Below are 15,772 nucleotides of genomic sequence, written 5' to 3' on the forward strand. Positions count from 1 at the left end.
AGGATTTGCCTGGGGGGCTCGGCTGGCACATCTTGCTGCCGGCCCTCACGTCTTGCGCATTCTTCTGGACCTGGTCTCCTTCGGCTCTACGGCAGCATCGCCACCAACATATGGATTTCCATAAGTTGCGGCGGTGCGGTGGCGCGATTAGGGTGCGGCATAGCTTCGCCAGCACCGGGATTGACAACAAGTTCAATACGAAAGGCTGACGATCCCGGACTATTGTACCTTGCAGGAGCCCCAATGACGCGCGTCTGGTCGTATCGCCCGCAACTCCTGCATCTCGGCCTCTTTATTCTGGCTTATGTCCTGGGCTGCGGATTCGCTCAGGCGCTCGCAATCGTGCCCGGAACGGGCATCTCCATCTGGCCTCCAAGCGGACTGTTCATTGCGACTCTAATCCTCGCTCCCATGTGGAGCTGGCCGTGGTGGGTGCTGGCGGGCGGTCTGGCGGAACTGCTTGGCAATATCCTATGGTTCCATAGTCCCTTGCCCGTAGCCCTCCTTATCTATTCCGGCAACGCGCTCGAAGCCACCATCGGTGCATGGCTCGTGAACCGTACTTTGAAGCGGTCGGTTCGATTGGAAACCTTGCAGGAGGTTGTCGCATTCGTCGTCGTCGGCGCAGGGATTGCGCCGATGCTGAGCGCGACGGTCGGAAGTGCCACGCTGGTCTGGTTCGGCATGTCTTCGCAAACCTTCCTGAACGCCTGGGCTCTGTGGTGGATCGGGGATGCCACCGGGGTCCTGATCGTGGCGCCGCTCGCACTTGTCGTGTTCCAGAGTTGGGGTGGCAAGGCCGAGTTTTCGGCAGCGCGGTGGGCGGAGGCTTGCGTTCTGGGGGTAATCCTGCTCGGCGTCGCCACCCTTTCGCTGAGTGGCTTTCTGCCCTTCGCCTACATCATCATGCCGCCACTTCTTTGGGCCTCGGTGCGCTTCGAATTCAAGGGTGCCGCCGTTACGCTGGCCCTTCTTGCACTGATCACGGCGACATTCACGATATCCGGCGCTATCCAATTTGCCGGCGATGCCGAGACCCAGCGCCACAACCAGATCATGCTGCAGCTCTTCCTGGCGATCTCGGCATTTTCCGCGCTCATCGTTGCTGCCATATCCCGGCAGCATCAGCTGACGCTACAGAGCCTGCGCGACCGGGAGCGGGAGCTCTTGCAAATCGTGAACATGGTCCCGGTCCACATCAGGCGGCTGACGCCGGAAGGCGAACCGACCTTCTTCAACAAGCGTCTGGTGGATTTTTTCGGGATTGACCTGGATCAGTTGAACAAGCCGGGCACGAGCCGGCTGGCGACGAACATAGAAACCCTGGTCCACGAGGATGATGCACCCGTCCTACTGCAAGCGGTCCGTCGTTCCGTCGCCACCGGAGAGCCCTATTCCTTGAAGTATCGCATGCGCCGTGCGGATGGCGTCTATCGCTGGGTCGATGGTCGAGCAGAACCGCTACGCGACGAAAACGGCGCGATTGTGCAATGGTTCGCCATCTCCATCGACATCGACGACGAAGTGCGCGCCCAAGACGCGTTGCGGCACAGGGAGCGGCAGCTGCAGCAGCTGATCGACGCCGTGCCCGCCATGATTTGGACCACGACCCCTGAGGGAACGCCGACCTACCTCAACAAGTGGTACACGGACGTAACTGGCGCCACTCTTGAGGACTTTACCGCCAACGGCGGGACGCCGGCGTTCCCTTTAAACGTCATCCATCCGGACGACAGGGCCATGAGGGCGCAGGTGCGCACCCACGCATTCGAGACCGGCACGCCCTATTTTGTGCACTATCGCCACATACGGCGCGACGGCTCCTATCGCTGGACAGAGAGTCGCGCAGAGCCTTTGCGCGACGAGTCAGGCGCCATCCTCGCTTGGTACGCGGTAAGCGTCGACATACATGATCTGGTGACCGCGCGAGAGGCATTGCGCGACCGGGAACGGGAGCTCTCGCAGCTCGTCGACATGGTGCCGAGCCTGCTTTGGAGACTTAATCCAAGCGGCGAGCCGAGTTTCTTCAACAAGCGCATGATGGATTTCCTCGGTGTGGATAGGCCCGACGCCGGCAAGCTGGATACGAGCCAGATGGCAGCGATCCTCAACGCCGCTATCCACCCCGATGACGCACCCGGGCTCGCCAAGTCACTCAGTGACAGCCTTGCGACCGGCAACCATTTCGCGATGGACTACCGCCTGCGTCGCGCAGACGGCGTCTATCGATGGATGTCAGGCCGGGCCGAGCCGATGCGGGACGAAAAGGGACAGATCATCCAGTGGTACGGCCTTTCACACGACATAGACGATCAGACGCGCCTCTACAGCGACATAGCCGAGCGCGAAGCCAGAATCCGGCGACTGATAGATTCAGACATTATCGGGATCGTCATATGGGATCTGGACGGAACAGTCATCGACGCCAATGACGCGTTTCTCCGTATGATCCAGTACGAACGGGAAGATGTGCAGGCCGGCCTTCGGTGGTTCGATATAACGCCTCCCAAATGGCAGACCGTGCATGCCCGCGAAGAGGCGGAAGAACTTGCGGCGACGGGCAAGATGCAAGCCCGGGAGAAGGAGTATTTCAGGAAGGATGGCAGTCGAGTGCCGGTCTTGATCGGGGCGGCCTGCTTCGAAGGGCAGTCTCGACAAGGAGTTGCGTACATTCTCGATCTGACCGAACACAAGCGTGCGGAAGCTGCATTGCGCAGCCGGGAACAGGAACTGTCGCTCCTCGTGGACATGGTCCCGAGTTATCTCTGGCGGATCTCACCAGACGGCCAGCCCGTCTTTTTCAACAAAAGACTTGTCGACTACCTGGGCCTGGATGTCGCGGGCCTGGACAAGCCGGACATGAGCCGGCTCGACGCATTTATCGAGACAGCGATTCATCCCGATGATGCCGTTGAGGTTGCGGACGCGTTCCAACGCTCCCTGGCGAGTGGTGAGCCACTTTCCATGAAATGGCGGATGCGTCGAGCTGACGGCACGTATCGGTGGATGGCGACAAGCGCCGAAGCGATGCGAGATCAGGACGGTAGCATCGCCCAATGGTACGGCCTCTGCCACGACATCGATGATCAGTTGCAGAGTGAAGAGGCGCTGCGCAACAGCAAGCGGCAACTGGAGCAGATGATCGACGCAGTGCCCATCAACATCCTGAGCTACGATCCCGAGGGCAAGCTCACCTCCGCCAGCAAGCGATACCTCGACAATGTTGGAGCGGTGCCGGATCACGTCACGGATTTTGAGGGGCTGGCCCGGCATCTGGCTCACCCTGACGATCTCCCGGTCATGCTGCGGAGGGCGTTGGATGGCTTTGCGACAGGAACGCCTTTCGTGAATCGTTTTCGGCGGCGTACCAAGGACGGCGCCTATCCCTGGATCGAGGCCCGCGCGCAGCCTTTGCGCGATGCGTCTGGCGCGATCGTGCAATGGTACCAGGTTTCGATCGATATCGAAGATGAGATGCGGGCGCAGGAAGCTCTTCGGGAGAGCGAGTCGCAGCTGAGACGGCTCGTGGATGCCCTCCCGGTACAGATCTGGGCAGCGGCGGCCGATGGCGAGCCGTCTTACCTGAACAGGCGATTGGCCGAGTATGTCGGCCTGACATTGACCGATCTCAGTTCTCCCAAAGCCACCCGGTTGCAGATGGCGATCCAGAATTCCGTCCATCCGGACGATGCCTCCGCAGTCGGGCAAGCTCTCATGCACTCGTTTACAACGGGCAGCACCTTCACGATGAAATACCGGCAACGACGGGCCGACGGCGTCTATCGCTGGATCAACGGGCGAGCTGAGCCACTTCGCGATGCAAACGGCAACATATTGCAATGGTACGGCGTGAGCTTCGACATCGATGACGACGTGCGCACCCAGGAGGAATTGCGCCGGACGCAGGAAAGGCTAGCGGTCGCTTCGCAGGCGGCAAGCCTTGCGGAGCTCTCGGCATCCATCGCCCATGAGGTGAACCAACCGCTGGCCGCCATCGTCGCCAACTCGCATGCCTGCCATCGTTGGCTGTCGTTCGAGCCTCCGAACGTGGCACGCGCCAACACCGTGATCGAGCGCCTGATCCGTGACGCGAACGCCGCCGCCGATGTCGTGAGCCGCATTCGGGCCCTGTTCAAGCAATCCACGGAGACGAGGAGCCGCGCGACGCTCTCGAGCGTCATAGCCGAAGCGCGTGGCCTGATGGCCGAGGAGGCCGCCCGACGCCGCATTCGCATGGACTTTCATGTCGATGCCGACCTTCCTGCGGTCACACTGGATTCCATCCAAATTCAACAGGTCCTCATCAATCTCTTCCGCAACGGCATGGATGCGATGGATCTCGTTGAAGGCGAAAAAGTCCTTGAGGTGCATGCGCATCGCGCGGGCAGCGAGGTTGAGACGGAAATCAGCGATCGTGGACGCGGCGTCGAATCTCCCGATCGTGTGTTCGAGCCCTTCTTCACGACGAAGCAGCACGGGATGGGTATGGGACTGGCCATCAGTCGATCGATCGTCGAGGCGCATGGCGGGCGTTTGTGGACCGAGAAGAATGAACCGTGCGGCGCGCGGTTCATTTTCACCTTACCAATTGCAGCGAAAGAGACCTCATGACGACGGACGACCATGTTGTTTTCATCGTGGACGATGATGAAAGCATTCGGGAGGCGCTCGGCGAACTCCTCGAGACCCACGGCATACACACCATCGCCTTCGGGTCGGCGGGCGAATATGTCGGCGGCGAGAAACCGGATGTCCCTGCCTGCCTTATCCTCGACGTCGAACTGCCTGATATCAACGGCCTCGAACTGCAGCGGCAGATCGCCGAAGGCGATCATCCGCCGATCGTTTTCATCACCGGACACGGCGATATTCCGTCGTCGGTGCGGGCGATCAAGCATGGCGCGGTGGACTTCCTCACCAAGCCCTTCAGCGATGCGGACCTCATGGCAGCGGTCCACACGGCGATTTCCCAGGATCGGGAAAAGCGATCGGAGCGGGCCGAACTGAGCCTGCTCAGGCAGCGATATCTGGAGCTGACCCCACGGGAGCGCGAGGTGCTGCCGCTCGTGGTCAGTGGTCTCCTCAACAAGCAGGCAGCATCGGAACTGGGGATCAGCGAAGTCACGCTGCAAATTCATCGAAGGAATGTAATGCAGAAAATGGGAACAGCATCGCTCGCCGATCTCGTGCGTATTGCGGAGAGGTTGGAGATACCGATCACCCACTCGCGCCGCGCGGGAGGAAATTAGTCATGGAGCGAACAAGACCGACCATCGCGGTCATCGATGACGATCCGAGGCTGCTCGAATCGCTGGAGGAACTGCTGGAATCCGCCGGCTATACGGCTTGCTGCTTCCGTTCGGCCGGGCACTTGCTGGTTCGCGGACTCTCGGACCTCGACCTTCTCATAACGGACATTGGCATGCCCGGCACGGACGGTTTCGAACTTCGCGACATCGTGAAGAAGGCGCGTCCGGAACTGCCGGTTTTCCTGATCACCGGCCGCCATGAAATCGCGGACCACGGCCGCGCCCAAGGCATCAGCGGTTTTTTCCGCAAGCCTTTCGACGCCCCTGCCCTGCTCGTAGCCATCGCAGACGCTTTGCAAAAATCGAAAAATGGAGGGTGACATGAGAGTTGAACAACTGCCGCGGAAATCGGCGCCGCTGTTACCACAGCACAAGAATGATGCCGAGCAGCCAATCGTCATCATCGTCGATGACGACGCGGCTGTCCGCGAGGCTTTGTCTGAGTTGATTCTTTCGGCGGGTTTCCGGTCAGTCGATTTCGCCTCAACCCAAGAAGTGCTCGACGCCGACATATTGGACAGCCCAGGTTGCCTGATCCTCGATGTGCGCATGCCGGGAGCAAGCGGGCTTCATCTGCAGCACCATCTGGCGCAAAACGGCAATCTCAAGCCAATCATTTTCCTCACCGGACACGGCGACATCCCGATGACGGTGCAGGCCATGAAGGCCGGCGCGGTGGACTTTCTCACCAAACCGGTGCGGGATCAGACGCTGCTCGATGCGGTGATCGCCGGGATTGAGCTCGATGTGGCGCGGCGCGCGGAGGCTGTTGTCGTCAAGCGCAATCTCGAGCGCTTGGAGACACTGACGCACCGGGAGCGCGAAATCCTACGCGAAGTCGCACGCGGGCGACTGAACAAGCAGATCGCCTTCGACCTCAGCATCAGCGAAGTGACGGTGAAGCTGCATCGCGCCAACGTCATGCGCAAGATGGGCGCCGGCTCGATCGGAGAGTTGATCAGGGCATGGGAAACGTTGCCGACTGCGATGCGGGAGGCGGGTGGCTCGAAATTTTGAGTTGGCTGAACAGATGCCGGCATTGGCGATGATGCGCCGTTGGTTAGATAGCTTCGATGGCTTTTGCCTCGCGGGCCATGAAGTCACAGAATAACCTTACGCGCAGCGGCACCGTGCGGCCAAACGCGTGCAGCGCGTTGAATGGAAGCTTGGGAAACCCCATCCCCGACGCGACGGCGACAAGCGCACCGGATTCTAGTTCTTTGGCGACCAGGCATCGCAGAACATAGGCGGCCCCCAACCCGCCGAGCGCAGCTTGAATGAGCGCTGCTCCCGAGTCGCAATCCACGCGCCCTGACGGAATGAAGCGCTTCCCATCCGCCAGGGGCAAAGGCTGTATCACGCCGCCCGGCGCATATCGGGCAAAGGGCAACGCTGCCAGGGCTTCGTCGCTGGTGGGATTGCCCCAGGCTTCAAGAAAAGCCGGAGATACGACGATCGCCATCGGCAGGTCGGCCAGGCGGCGCGCGATCAGATCACCCTCCAGGGATCTACCTGCACGCAGCACGACGTCATAGTCCTCCCTGATCAGATCGACGAACCGATCCGTGAGACCGATATCGAGATGAAGGTTCGGATGGTCGGCGGCAAAGCTCGAAAAGAGACGCGGGAGCAGAAGAGGCGCCAGTTCGCTCGGCATGCTGATGCGCAAGCGGCCCGACGGCGAGGCATCGGACCTGATCGCCTCGTCACTCGAATCCAGATCCCGCAATAGCGGCGCAACGCGGTCGAAGAAAACCTGACCGTCCTGGGTCAGCGTGAGGGCACGGGTGGAGCGCAGGAATAGGCGCGCGCCGATCTTCTTTTCCAGCCGCGCCACGCTCTTCGACACGGCGGACGGCGTCGTGTCCAGGTCACGCGCGGCCGCGCTGAACGAACCGGCCTCCACGGTCCTTACGAAAGCCATCAATCCCGACGTCTCGTTCAGCAGGTTTGCCACTTGCACCTCCGCGGCACAGATCATGTGCCCGCCCATGATCTAATGACGCCGGGAGGCAACGTCTATCTCATCTCTTGTTGAAAAGGAGATAAGCAATGCAACACCTTAAAGACAAGGTCGCCATCATCACCGGCGGCAATAGCGGCATCGGCAAAGCGATCGCACAGCTCTTCGCGGAAGAGGGAGCGCAGGTCATCATCACTGGCCGGAGGCAGGATGTCGTCGATCGGGCCGTGCAGGACATCGGCCATTCAGCCGTTGGTTTCGTGGGCGATGTTGCCGACCTCGAAGATCACCGCAAGTTGGCGGATATCGTGAACAGGAGCTTCGGCGGAATCGACATCTACGTGGCCAATGCCGGTGTTATCAACCTTACCGCGTCTGCCGATGTCACGCCCGAAGACTATGACCGGCACTTCGCCATCAATACGCGCGGCGTATTCTTCGGCGTGCAGACAATCTCGCCGCTGATCCGCGACGGCGGCAGCATCATCGTGACAAGCTCGCTCGCGGCCACGAAGATCCTGCGAAATCATACGGTCTATGCCGGGTCGAAGGCCGCCGTCGCCGCCTTTGCCAGGAACTGGGCGATCGAATTCAAGTCGCGGCGGATCCGCGTCAACATCCTGAGCCCGGGGCCGGTCGAGACCGAAATCCTCGGCAAGCTCGGCGTATCGGAAGCAGAGCGCCCGGCATTCGAAGACTACATGGCCTCCCTTATTCCGGCAGGCCGGCTGGGGCGGACGGAGGAGCTCGCGCGCGCCGCACTGTTTCTCGCCTCCGATGCAGGAAGCTTCGTCAATGGGATCGAGCTTCACGTCGACGGCGGCATGACCCTGGCTTGAAAGGATTGGAAAAATGCAAAAGCCACACACAACCCCGAAATCATCGCCTTCATCAACCGCCTGGCGGAGCAGGCAGCAACTGTCGGATGGAAGAGATGGAGGATCTCGCATACGTGCCGTTCTTTACAAATCGCTTATATCGAACCATTGTAAAGCGTATGTCGTCGCGCGATTTGTCGCACGAGCCGAACCTCTTCGGAACTATAGTTCTCCAACCTATTTTTCTGGCAAGTATCACTATTGACATAGCTACAAATACACTTGCCACCTCCCACATCACTAAGCGACACCATGTTCCTTGGCTGAAGCAGGGAAATTCCCCATTCCGTTAGGCAAGCTTTGAAACCCTCGCGCGAATGGCGATGCGGTAGTGTCTCTCAACCGTCAATTCCGGCGGGAGGAAGAGGAGAGATACAATGAAAATCAAGGGCCTAGTAATTGCAACCGTGTTTGCTCTTTCGTCGATCTCCGGCGTATTCGCTGCGGATAATGAAGCCATCACGGATCAAACCGGTTGGGGCAACAGCGCCGGCACGTTCCAGAGTGGCTTCCGTAACTTCAGCGGCACCGGCCAAGTCGGCATTCGAAACAGCTCGACGACCATTCAACATGGCGCATTCAATGAATCCGGCACGGCCCAATTCGGTCGCCGCAATGACTCGCTTACCGTACAACAGGGCCTAGGAAACGTCTCTGGTACGCTGCAGTTTGGCCGCGGAAACAACTCGCAGACCTATCAGTCCGGCGTTGGCAACAACTCTGTGACCATCCAGCATTAGTCGAGTATCCTTGAAGGTCAGCGGCGGTGCCGCTGACCTCTTTTGCTCTGGAGTCCCACAATGATTGCTGCCCTGCCACCCGTTCACTGCATCATCGAGCATCATGAGAAAGGGGGCGCCATGACCCTCGTCCCGACGATCGAAAGCGACGGCCGTGGCCAAGGTAGCTATCAGTTCGAGATTTTCTCGAATTCCAATGGTAACACCTCAAGCAACGTTCAAGGCGGCGATTTCCAGAAGGATGACCCGGGACGGCTCGCGCTTTCGCGGTCAACGGTCTCCGTGTCGCCAAACGGATGGAGCGCCCGCCTGACTGTCTATGGTCCGAATGGCGAGAAGCTCTGCGTGGTGTCGGTGCCGTGACATTTATGCACCGTCGGTGCGATCTTCCCCGCACGCAAAACGGCCGCTAATTGATTGTACACTAAATTATAATAGTAATAGACCTCGGTGCGTCGCGTCGGCGTGTGTTAGCGGCTATCTTGGGGTGACGAGGGAATGGGGATCTGCCTGGCTGTTCGGTCGCACAAGCTGCCTGCTGTCCTCGCTGTGGCCTTGGCAAACCTTGCAACTACGACATCCATTGCGGCTGCGGATGACACCAAGCCTGCGCCCGTAGCGCAGAACGAGGAAACTGCACTAACCTTGCAGATCGGGGCCGGCATCAACTGGCTGAGCTTGCCAAGCTGGGGCTCGCGTCGACCCGATTTCTTCGGAAGCGGGGACAGCAGGGTCGTTGACGACGGCCTTAGCCTTGGCATCGACCTGGATTTGCCGCTCGGCCAGATAGGATCGCAGCCGCTAGTCCTGGAGTGGAACGGCAGCATCTCAGACCTTTCTTCCAATTCCACGGACCGTACGAGCCTTTCCGGGCAAAATTCCCTGAACCTGGTCTATGGTAATTCCGCAAACGGCAACATCAGCACGCTATTCGCGTCACCTGCCGGCACCCTACCAGCGGTTGCAACGGTTGATGTTACAGTCAACGACAGCGCAGGCGGGACAGTCGGCACACTTATTTCAAGCTCCTCACCGGTGGGCGGACGTGTGACTCAGTTTGCCTCGAATAGCGCGATAACCGGCGGCACCTTTGCCGCGCTCCTCACGAACGGCGATACCCAAAGCGCCGCGGCCTATGCTGCCTATGCCGACAACACTGGGATGACCCTTCGAGCTACCGGCGACCTCAGTAACAGCTCAATCGTCGATGAGCGCAGCGAGGACGCCACGGTCATCGATCAGACACTACTGCTTGGCGCTCCGATCGACCTTCAAGGCGGCTGGACGATCACGCCCAAGTTTGGTCCGATGTATAGGTCCATCGATCGCGACGTGGATTTTCGTCGCACGCTCCAAATTACCGCGAACTACCCGGGTGTCGTGGTTCCGCAGGTCAGCGTCGCGCAGGACGACGAACTCGATGCGCGTTATGTCGGGGCGTTGGCTGAGCTCTCGGTAGCCAAGGCATTGCAACCGGATCTCAGCGTCTCGTTCGATGCGAGATTTGGCGGCGCTTACCTGCATTCCCACTATCGAAGCCATTATTCCGCAGTTCTGCCGAGCGTATCGACGGGCGCCTTCGACTTTGTCTCCCAGACGCGCGACGACGCCAGCTTGCTTGCCGGCGTTGGCGCCGGGCTGCGCTACGCGCCCACGGAGAATCTGCAGGTCGGCCTGGACGCCGGCGTGAACTACATTAACAAGGTACCGACGATCAACTATGTCGCAGATGCGGGCGGCGTATCGCCCACGATAGGCATGAGTCATGCCATCGATTACAACGTCTCCGTCAGCGTTACCTGGCGGTTCTAAGCAGCACGATCAGCACATCGCGGAGAGCATGGAAAGGCAGTGCAGAAACTGCGTCTGCCGGTTCACGCCCACGCGTGCCATCGCGGAGGCAAGCTGATTATGGACTGTATTTTTCGAGACACCGCGTTGCCGCGCGATTTCGGATGCCGTTTCTCCCCGCAAGAGGCAATAGGCAAGATCGGCCTCCGTCGGTGTCAGGCCGAAGATTGACTTGATGGTGTCAGGCGCCAGCAGGCTGTTTCCGCCGAGCTCGCGTATCGTGAGCATGTAAACGCGCTCGTTGGTCGCAAAGACGTTCTTGAACTGCGAGCCGAGGCCGACACGTCCCGACAGCGCATCGACGCTGATGAGCCATTTGACGTTCTTCACCTTGTCCTCAACCCAGGCAACGTGCCGAACACGTCCATGCGACGACGCCATCCCGATCAGCCGTGCAACCTCGTCCTGAAGTGCCGTGTCGACGAAATCGATCACGGAGTCGCTATATTCGACTAGCAGATGCGACGCTTCGACAAATTTCTCGAAGCTCCCATTCGCCAGGCGAACCTGATAGTCTTCCGTAATAATCGCAGAGGGTGCGGACGAACTGAAGAAGGCGCTCTCCATATGTGCGGATTTCTCACGCTCCAAGAGCGTGGTCTTCTGGATTGCAAAGGCCGTCTGAAAGTGCGGCAGCAATTTCATCAGCGCTTCGGCCGCTCTATCTGTTTCACTCCGACCCGGGCGATCGAAATGAAGCATCAATGCAATCCTGCGTCCGCCTTCCTTGACGAGAACAAGTATCAGAAGGCTGCCCTCGACACCAAAGCACTCGTGCACGGGCTTGTCCCATTGCGGATTGAGCTTGGCCTTCAGGTCGATCGTCAGGAACGCCCCCTGTCCCAAGGTGAGCGTCGCCGCGTGCAGTGCAGCGATCATCTGCGGATTGCAGAGCGCGGCTTTCGGGACGCCCTTTGCAAACACGCTCGCGCGCCGATCCTCCGCCCCCTTGAAGCCCACGACTGCCCCGGCGGCAGCCTTGGTGGCATTGATCAGCTCCGCTATGACCTTCTCCCATTCGGGAGGGCTTACCACGGTTTCGTAGATTAGTTGTACCAAAGGCAAGTAAGTGTCTTCACCAAAGCTATTGATCATCGGACCCACTCCAACGCTTGGCGAATTTCCAAGATTTTTAGGCCCGGCCGCGTCGTTTCAGAACGCTTCCGCTCGATATCGCCTACTGCGGCACCATTGCCGCGCATTCGCCTCATGAGTGTTTTCAGGCTACCTTGATCCCGGTCCGACCATGCGGTCGAAGGTGGTTCCCAGCCACTTGCCTGTCGGCTTCACGCCCTCAGCGGCCTCAAGAGAAGCCGATGAAAAGCCAAGGCTCTTTATGAAACATCGGATGCCTCCTCAAGATTGAGTCTTTTTGTCCTCAACTTGCTCGGCCGATGCCGATCACAAGCCAAAAGCGCTCATTTGGCCTTTCAAGCACCAAACAGCGCTGAAAATGCACGCCGTGCCGAGAATAGTCTCGCCACGTGTCCCTAAACTAGAGATTCTAAGAATAGCATGCGCTTTCTTGTTGTAAAATGTAAAATGACGCGAGTTTATTACAACAATAGGGGTATATATTATTGCAACCGATAGAGAGACTATTAACATCCGGTAATTGAACTTCAAGCCAATTGAGGTGGCAGAGGCGCCGCGCATACCGCATGTGTCGTCTTGCTTTCTTGACGCCCAACTCGCCCTAAGCGTGCGCCATCCAGATGCGACTCCCACGCGGAAGCCGCACTCGTAACCAAACGGATAATAATTGACGCCTTCCGGTCGGCGGCCTAGAACCGGTGCTACACTCCGCGCCAGCCCGCCTAGCCGACTTGCCGGTCATTTTTTGGCACTTCGCGGAGCACCCGGAGAAGATCTCATGTCCCATACAGCTCTGCGCTCGAACCGCGCGCTCGTCGTCGCCATTATCATGCTCGCGACTTTCATGGTCGCGATCGAGGCCACGATCGTCGCGACCGCCATGCCGAAGATCGTTGGGCAGTTGGGTGGCTTTACCTATTACAGCTGGGTCTTCTCGGCTTTTCTTCTGGCCCAGTCGACGACAACCGTCATTTACGGCAAGCTTTCGGACATCTTCGGGCGCAAACCGGTGCTGATTTCGGGCATCCTGATCTTTCTCTTCGGTTCTCTACTCTGCGGGCTGGCATGGTCGATGGCTTCGCTGATCGTTTTCCGCCTGCTGCAAGGGCTTGGCGCCGGGGCTATCCAGCCGGTAACAATGACAATCATCGGCGACCTCTTCACACTCGAGGAGCGAGGCCGCGTGCAGGGTGTCATGGCGACAGTGTGGGCCACATCGGCGGTTGTCGGGCCGCTCGCCGGGGGTGTGATCGTCGATACCATCTCCTGGGCCTGGATTTTCTGGATCAACCTGCCGATCGGAATCGTGTCGATCGCCGCTTTCTCCCTCTTCCTCAAGGAATCGGTCGCGCACAAGCAGGCGAAGATCGATTATCTCGGCGCCATCCTGTTTTCGATCGCCGTCATTGCGCTGCTCGTCATCCTGACTGAAGCCGCGGATGCCAAGGCGTGGGTATTGGCGTTGCTCGCCCTGGTGTTCGCCGTCGCCGCCGTCCTTTTCCTGCTGCAGGAGAAGCGGGCGGCCGAGCCGATCATTTCCATTGCTCTCTGGAGCCGCCGGCTGGTCGCGACCAGCAACGCCGCAACACTGCTTGCCGGCATGGCGCTGATCGGGCTTTCGACCGTATTGCCCATGTACGTCCAAGGCGTCCTCGGACGGTCGTCGATCGTCGCGGGCTTCACGTTGACCATGCTGGTCGTCGGGTGGCCACTGGCTGTGATGCTCTCCAGCCGCTTGTTCAGGGCGTTCGGCATCCGACGCACGCTACGGGTTGGAAGCCTGATGTTTCCCTTCGGAGCTTCGTTCCTGCTCTTCCTGACACCGGACAGCCACCCCGCGCTCGCGGGAGCAGGCTCGTTCTTCATGGGCTTCGGCATGGGGCTGATCAGCCTCACCAGTATCGCGCTTGTACAGGACAGTGTCGAATGGTCGATGCGCGGTAGCGCCACAGCGTCGATCATCTTCGCCCGCAGCCTCGGCAATACCCTCGGAGCAACCGTGCTCGGTGCCATTCTCAACGCCGGCATCAGCCACTATGCCGCCGGGGACGCAGCAAGCTCGCTGCATGATGTTCTGAACCAGCCAACCGGGCTTTCCGAATTGGCCGCCGATCCCGCAATCCGCACCGTCTTCGATGCATCGCTTCACTGGACGTTCTGGGGCGTGGCGGTGGTTGCCGTTCTCACGTTCCTGTCGGCCTGGCTCATTCCTGTGGGACGCGAGCAAGGCCGGGCATCGGTGACGTCAGCCGCCACCGAAGCGTCGCACTAAACCTTCAACCTGGACCACATGTGATGCTCGAACGAGGATCGTCAGGCCAACCAGCGCGTCATTTCTTAAGGAACCAGGTCTGTTCTCCTTCGTTTGTCTTTCATCAGGGAAGGAGAATTGAGATGCGAAGGACCCTTATGAATTGCACTGCTGCAGCTATGGCGCTCTGTTCGTTCGTCGCTCCCGCAATGGCTGACAGCGTGTCCATAATGCGCGAACGGAGCTACGACGACGAGTACGATCGTGTGCGTCCCGGAATTACCATCAACGAGCACGGCATCCGAGTTGGCGCGGTTCGCGATCGTGACCGCTATTATCGCGATGGCTGCTACACCAAGACCGTCAGAACGATGACCGACGATGGCGATGAGGTCACCAAGACAGTACGCCGCTGCCGATAACGTTGAATGGTGAGCAGGCCTTTCTAAGCCCCAAAATAACACGCGAAGGAATTGCCTCTATCGAGGTGAAGAGGAGGATTTTGTCGCTGACGACGCAAATGACTGCCTGCGGAACGTGCGCTCCCCTTCGCCGGTAGAGGAGCAAAAGTCGCGCCTGATAGAAAGCAGGCGTGAAATAGATTTAGCCCGGTTCCGGCCGGGTTTTCTCTCAAGATTGGCCTTCCGCCAGAACCTCGTCGGAGGGCGTCAGTGGAATTGATTGCAGCAGGGTCTGGCGCGCCGAGCGCAAGTGCAGACGACAGGCGGAATCGATCGCTGCCTGATCACGAGACTCCAGCGCGGCGATATAATCCAGATGCTCATGAATGGCACGTTCGTTGCGCTCGCGAGCGAAAGCCTTGTTCCACTGGTAGTGATAGTGAAAGATGATCGCGATAGCATCGTAGAAATCGGCAATGAAGCGGTTCCGCGAAGCCGCGTGGATGAGCAGATGGAAGCGCTCGTCGAGAGTGGAGAAATCCTTGTAGCGCGTGTCGAGATCACGCAGCATCGCCTGATGATCCGCCTTGATGTCAGACAGCGCGCGCCACGCGTCGCTCTCTGGCGGAAGTTTGCCGAATTCCGCCGCCGAATGCAGCTCGAACATCTCGCGCACGTCTGCGAGCTCAAGCGCAAAATCGCGTGTGAAGCCCTTGAGAATCCAGTGGCTGTTCGGCCGTTTCTCGATCAAGCCAAACCGCGAGAAGCGGATCAAGAATTCGCGGACACTCGTGGTGCCGGTACCGATCTCGCGCGCGAGCTCCAATTCGTTGATCTGCATGCCCGGTGCGGCATCATCCGACAAGATGCGCTGCATGAAGCTTCGCTCGATGATGTCGTGAAGTGAGTTGGTCTCTTCTGATGGAAAGAAATCGGCTTCGGTCGGCTGCCTGAGGACGATCTTCTGACGCTTGTTCCAACGAATAATGCCGGCATCGCTGAGCCGTGTCAGAATCGCGCGCGCAGTGCTGCGACTGATGCCGAGCTGCGCCGCTATTTCGGGCTCCGAGGGCAATGCCGCATCCGTCCGCAAAGCGGCGGCATAGCGGTTGTACGCTTCCTTGAAGACTGTATTCTGCCTTGCCATGCACACCCCGCCCTTTTGCCTCGGCAACACGGATCGGACGGCCACGAAGTTGCGGCGCGAAGCGTGGCAGAAGCTTATCTGTCAGCAATCCTTATCTTATTTTGGATTGCATGCGGCTGTTTGCCTCCCTCGTCCAC

General features: G+C 59.3%; 13 protein-coding genes. 10 read left to right on the forward strand and 3 right to left on the reverse strand.

Annotation, left to right across the window (positions count from 1 at the left end; all coding sequences use genetic code 11):
- The first annotated feature begins 243 nt into the window (after nucleotides 1–243).
- From IB244_RS07810 to IB244_RS07825, 4 genes are read left to right on the forward strand one after another with little or no spacing between them, the layout of a single operon-like run.
- Complete coding sequence (locus tag IB244_RS07810) at nucleotides 244–4,611, forward strand: PAS domain-containing protein (protein ID WP_192303840.1); 4,368 nt, start codon at nucleotides 244–246, stop codon at nucleotides 4,609–4,611.
- Nucleotides 4,608–5,249 carry a response regulator transcription factor gene (locus IB244_RS07815; RefSeq protein ID WP_062373382.1) on the forward strand — a complete coding sequence of 214 codons (642 nt, stop codon included), beginning with the start codon at nucleotides 4,608–4,610 and terminating at the stop codon, nucleotides 5,247–5,249. Before IB244_RS07810 ends, IB244_RS07815 begins: the two co-directional genes overlap by 4 nt.
- A gap of 2 nt (nucleotides 5,250–5,251) precedes the next feature.
- Nucleotides 5,252–5,629, forward strand: coding sequence for a response regulator (locus tag IB244_RS07820; RefSeq protein WP_062373386.1), 378 nt, complete (start codon nucleotides 5,252–5,254; stop codon nucleotides 5,627–5,629).
- A gap of 1 nt (nucleotide 5,630) precedes the next feature.
- Nucleotides 5,631–6,326 carry a response regulator transcription factor gene (locus IB244_RS07825; RefSeq protein WP_018857650.1) on the forward strand — a complete coding sequence of 232 codons (696 nt, stop codon included), beginning with the start codon at nucleotides 5,631–5,633 and terminating at the stop codon, nucleotides 6,324–6,326.
- A 43-nt stretch (nucleotides 6,327–6,369) separates the two neighbouring features.
- Here the strand turns inward: IB244_RS07825 and IB244_RS07830 are convergent, their stop codons facing one another.
- A complete protein-coding gene (locus tag IB244_RS07830; protein ID WP_192303842.1) occupies nucleotides 6,370–7,302 on the reverse strand; it encodes a LysR family transcriptional regulator in 933 nt (310 codons plus the stop codon).
- Between the two features lie 59 nt (nucleotides 7,303–7,361).
- Between IB244_RS07830 and IB244_RS07835 the strand changes: the two genes are divergently transcribed.
- The 4 genes from IB244_RS07835 (at nucleotide 7,362) to IB244_RS07850 (ending at nucleotide 10,702) form a co-directional block, all read left to right on the forward strand.
- Nucleotides 7,362–8,111 carry an SDR family NAD(P)-dependent oxidoreductase gene (locus tag IB244_RS07835; protein WP_192303844.1) on the forward strand — a complete coding sequence of 250 codons (750 nt, stop codon included), beginning with the start codon at nucleotides 7,362–7,364 and terminating at the stop codon, nucleotides 8,109–8,111.
- 416 nt (nucleotides 8,112–8,527) lie between these two features.
- Nucleotides 8,528–8,890 carry a hypothetical protein gene (locus tag IB244_RS07840; protein ID WP_018857653.1) on the forward strand — a complete coding sequence of 121 codons (363 nt, stop codon included), beginning with the start codon at nucleotides 8,528–8,530 and terminating at the stop codon, nucleotides 8,888–8,890.
- A gap of 60 nt (nucleotides 8,891–8,950) precedes the next feature.
- Nucleotides 8,951–9,253 (forward strand): curli-like amyloid fiber formation chaperone CsgH, encoded by a 303-nt coding sequence (gene csgH / locus IB244_RS07845; RefSeq protein WP_018857654.1) that lies wholly within the window; start codon nucleotides 8,951–8,953, stop codon nucleotides 9,251–9,253.
- 135 nt (nucleotides 9,254–9,388) lie between these two features.
- Nucleotides 9,389–10,702: a hypothetical protein gene (locus IB244_RS07850; protein ID WP_112823922.1), complete on the forward strand. Its 1,314-nt coding sequence runs from the start codon at nucleotides 9,389–9,391 to the stop codon at nucleotides 10,700–10,702.
- 9 nt (nucleotides 10,703–10,711) lie between these two features.
- On the opposite strand, the gene IB244_RS07855 is transcribed toward IB244_RS07850, so the two are convergent.
- Nucleotides 10,712–11,836, reverse strand: coding sequence for a helix-turn-helix transcriptional regulator (locus IB244_RS07855; protein WP_062373418.1), 1,125 nt, complete (start codon nucleotides 11,834–11,836; stop codon nucleotides 10,712–10,714).
- A 778-nt stretch (nucleotides 11,837–12,614) separates the two neighbouring features.
- Between IB244_RS07855 and IB244_RS07860 the strand changes: the two genes are divergently transcribed.
- Both IB244_RS07860 and IB244_RS07865 read left to right on the forward strand, forming a co-directional pair.
- Complete coding sequence (locus IB244_RS07860; protein WP_192240357.1) at nucleotides 12,615–14,108, forward strand: MDR family MFS transporter; 1,494 nt, start codon at nucleotides 12,615–12,617, stop codon at nucleotides 14,106–14,108.
- Nucleotides 14,109–14,230: 122 nt separating this feature from the next.
- Complete coding sequence (locus IB244_RS07865) at nucleotides 14,231–14,509, forward strand: hypothetical protein (protein WP_169679130.1); 279 nt, start codon at nucleotides 14,231–14,233, stop codon at nucleotides 14,507–14,509.
- A 208-nt stretch (nucleotides 14,510–14,717) separates the two neighbouring features.
- On the opposite strand, the gene IB244_RS07870 is transcribed toward IB244_RS07865, so the two are convergent.
- Nucleotides 14,718–15,635 carry a GntR family transcriptional regulator gene (locus IB244_RS07870; protein WP_062373498.1) on the reverse strand — a complete coding sequence of 306 codons (918 nt, stop codon included), beginning with the start codon at nucleotides 15,633–15,635 and terminating at the stop codon, nucleotides 14,718–14,720.
- Nucleotides 15,636–15,772 lie beyond the last annotated feature (137 nt).

This window comes from Rhizobium sp. RHZ02, from assembly GCF_014851575.1.
GTDB lineage: Bacteria > Pseudomonadota > Alphaproteobacteria > Rhizobiales > Rhizobiaceae > Rhizobium > Rhizobium altiplani.

Bases quoted from the DNA above. Each gene is read 5' to 3' on its own strand.
- IB244_RS07810 (WP_192303840.1), top strand. From the start codon at position 244: ATGACGCGCGTCTGGTCGTATCGCCCGCAACTCCTGCATCTCGGCCTC.
- IB244_RS07815 (WP_062373382.1), top strand. From the start codon at position 4,608: ATGACGACGGACGACCATGTTGTTTTCATCGTGGACGATGATGAAAGC.
- IB244_RS07820 (WP_062373386.1), top strand. From the start codon at position 5,252: ATGGAGCGAACAAGACCGACCATCGCGGTCATCGATGACGATCCGAGG.
- IB244_RS07825 (WP_018857650.1), top strand. From the start codon at position 5,631: ATGAGAGTTGAACAACTGCCGCGGAAATCGGCGCCGCTGTTACCACAG.
- IB244_RS07830 (WP_192303842.1), bottom strand. From the start codon at position 7,302: ATGGGCGGGCACATGATCTGTGCCGCGGAGGTGCAAGTGGCAAACCTG.
- IB244_RS07835 (WP_192303844.1), top strand. From the start codon at position 7,362: ATGCAACACCTTAAAGACAAGGTCGCCATCATCACCGGCGGCAATAGC.
- IB244_RS07840 (WP_018857653.1), top strand. From the start codon at position 8,528: ATGAAAATCAAGGGCCTAGTAATTGCAACCGTGTTTGCTCTTTCGTCG.
- csgH (WP_018857654.1), top strand. From the start codon at position 8,951: ATGATTGCTGCCCTGCCACCCGTTCACTGCATCATCGAGCATCATGAG.
- IB244_RS07850 (WP_112823922.1), top strand. From the start codon at position 9,389: ATGGGGATCTGCCTGGCTGTTCGGTCGCACAAGCTGCCTGCTGTCCTC.
- IB244_RS07855 (WP_062373418.1), bottom strand. From the start codon at position 11,836: ATGATCAATAGCTTTGGTGAAGACACTTACTTGCCTTTGGTACAACTA.
- IB244_RS07860 (WP_192240357.1), top strand. From the start codon at position 12,615: ATGTCCCATACAGCTCTGCGCTCGAACCGCGCGCTCGTCGTCGCCATT.
- IB244_RS07865 (WP_169679130.1), top strand. From the start codon at position 14,231: ATGCGAAGGACCCTTATGAATTGCACTGCTGCAGCTATGGCGCTCTGT.
- IB244_RS07870 (WP_062373498.1), bottom strand. From the start codon at position 15,635: ATGGCAAGGCAGAATACAGTCTTCAAGGAAGCGTACAACCGCTATGCC.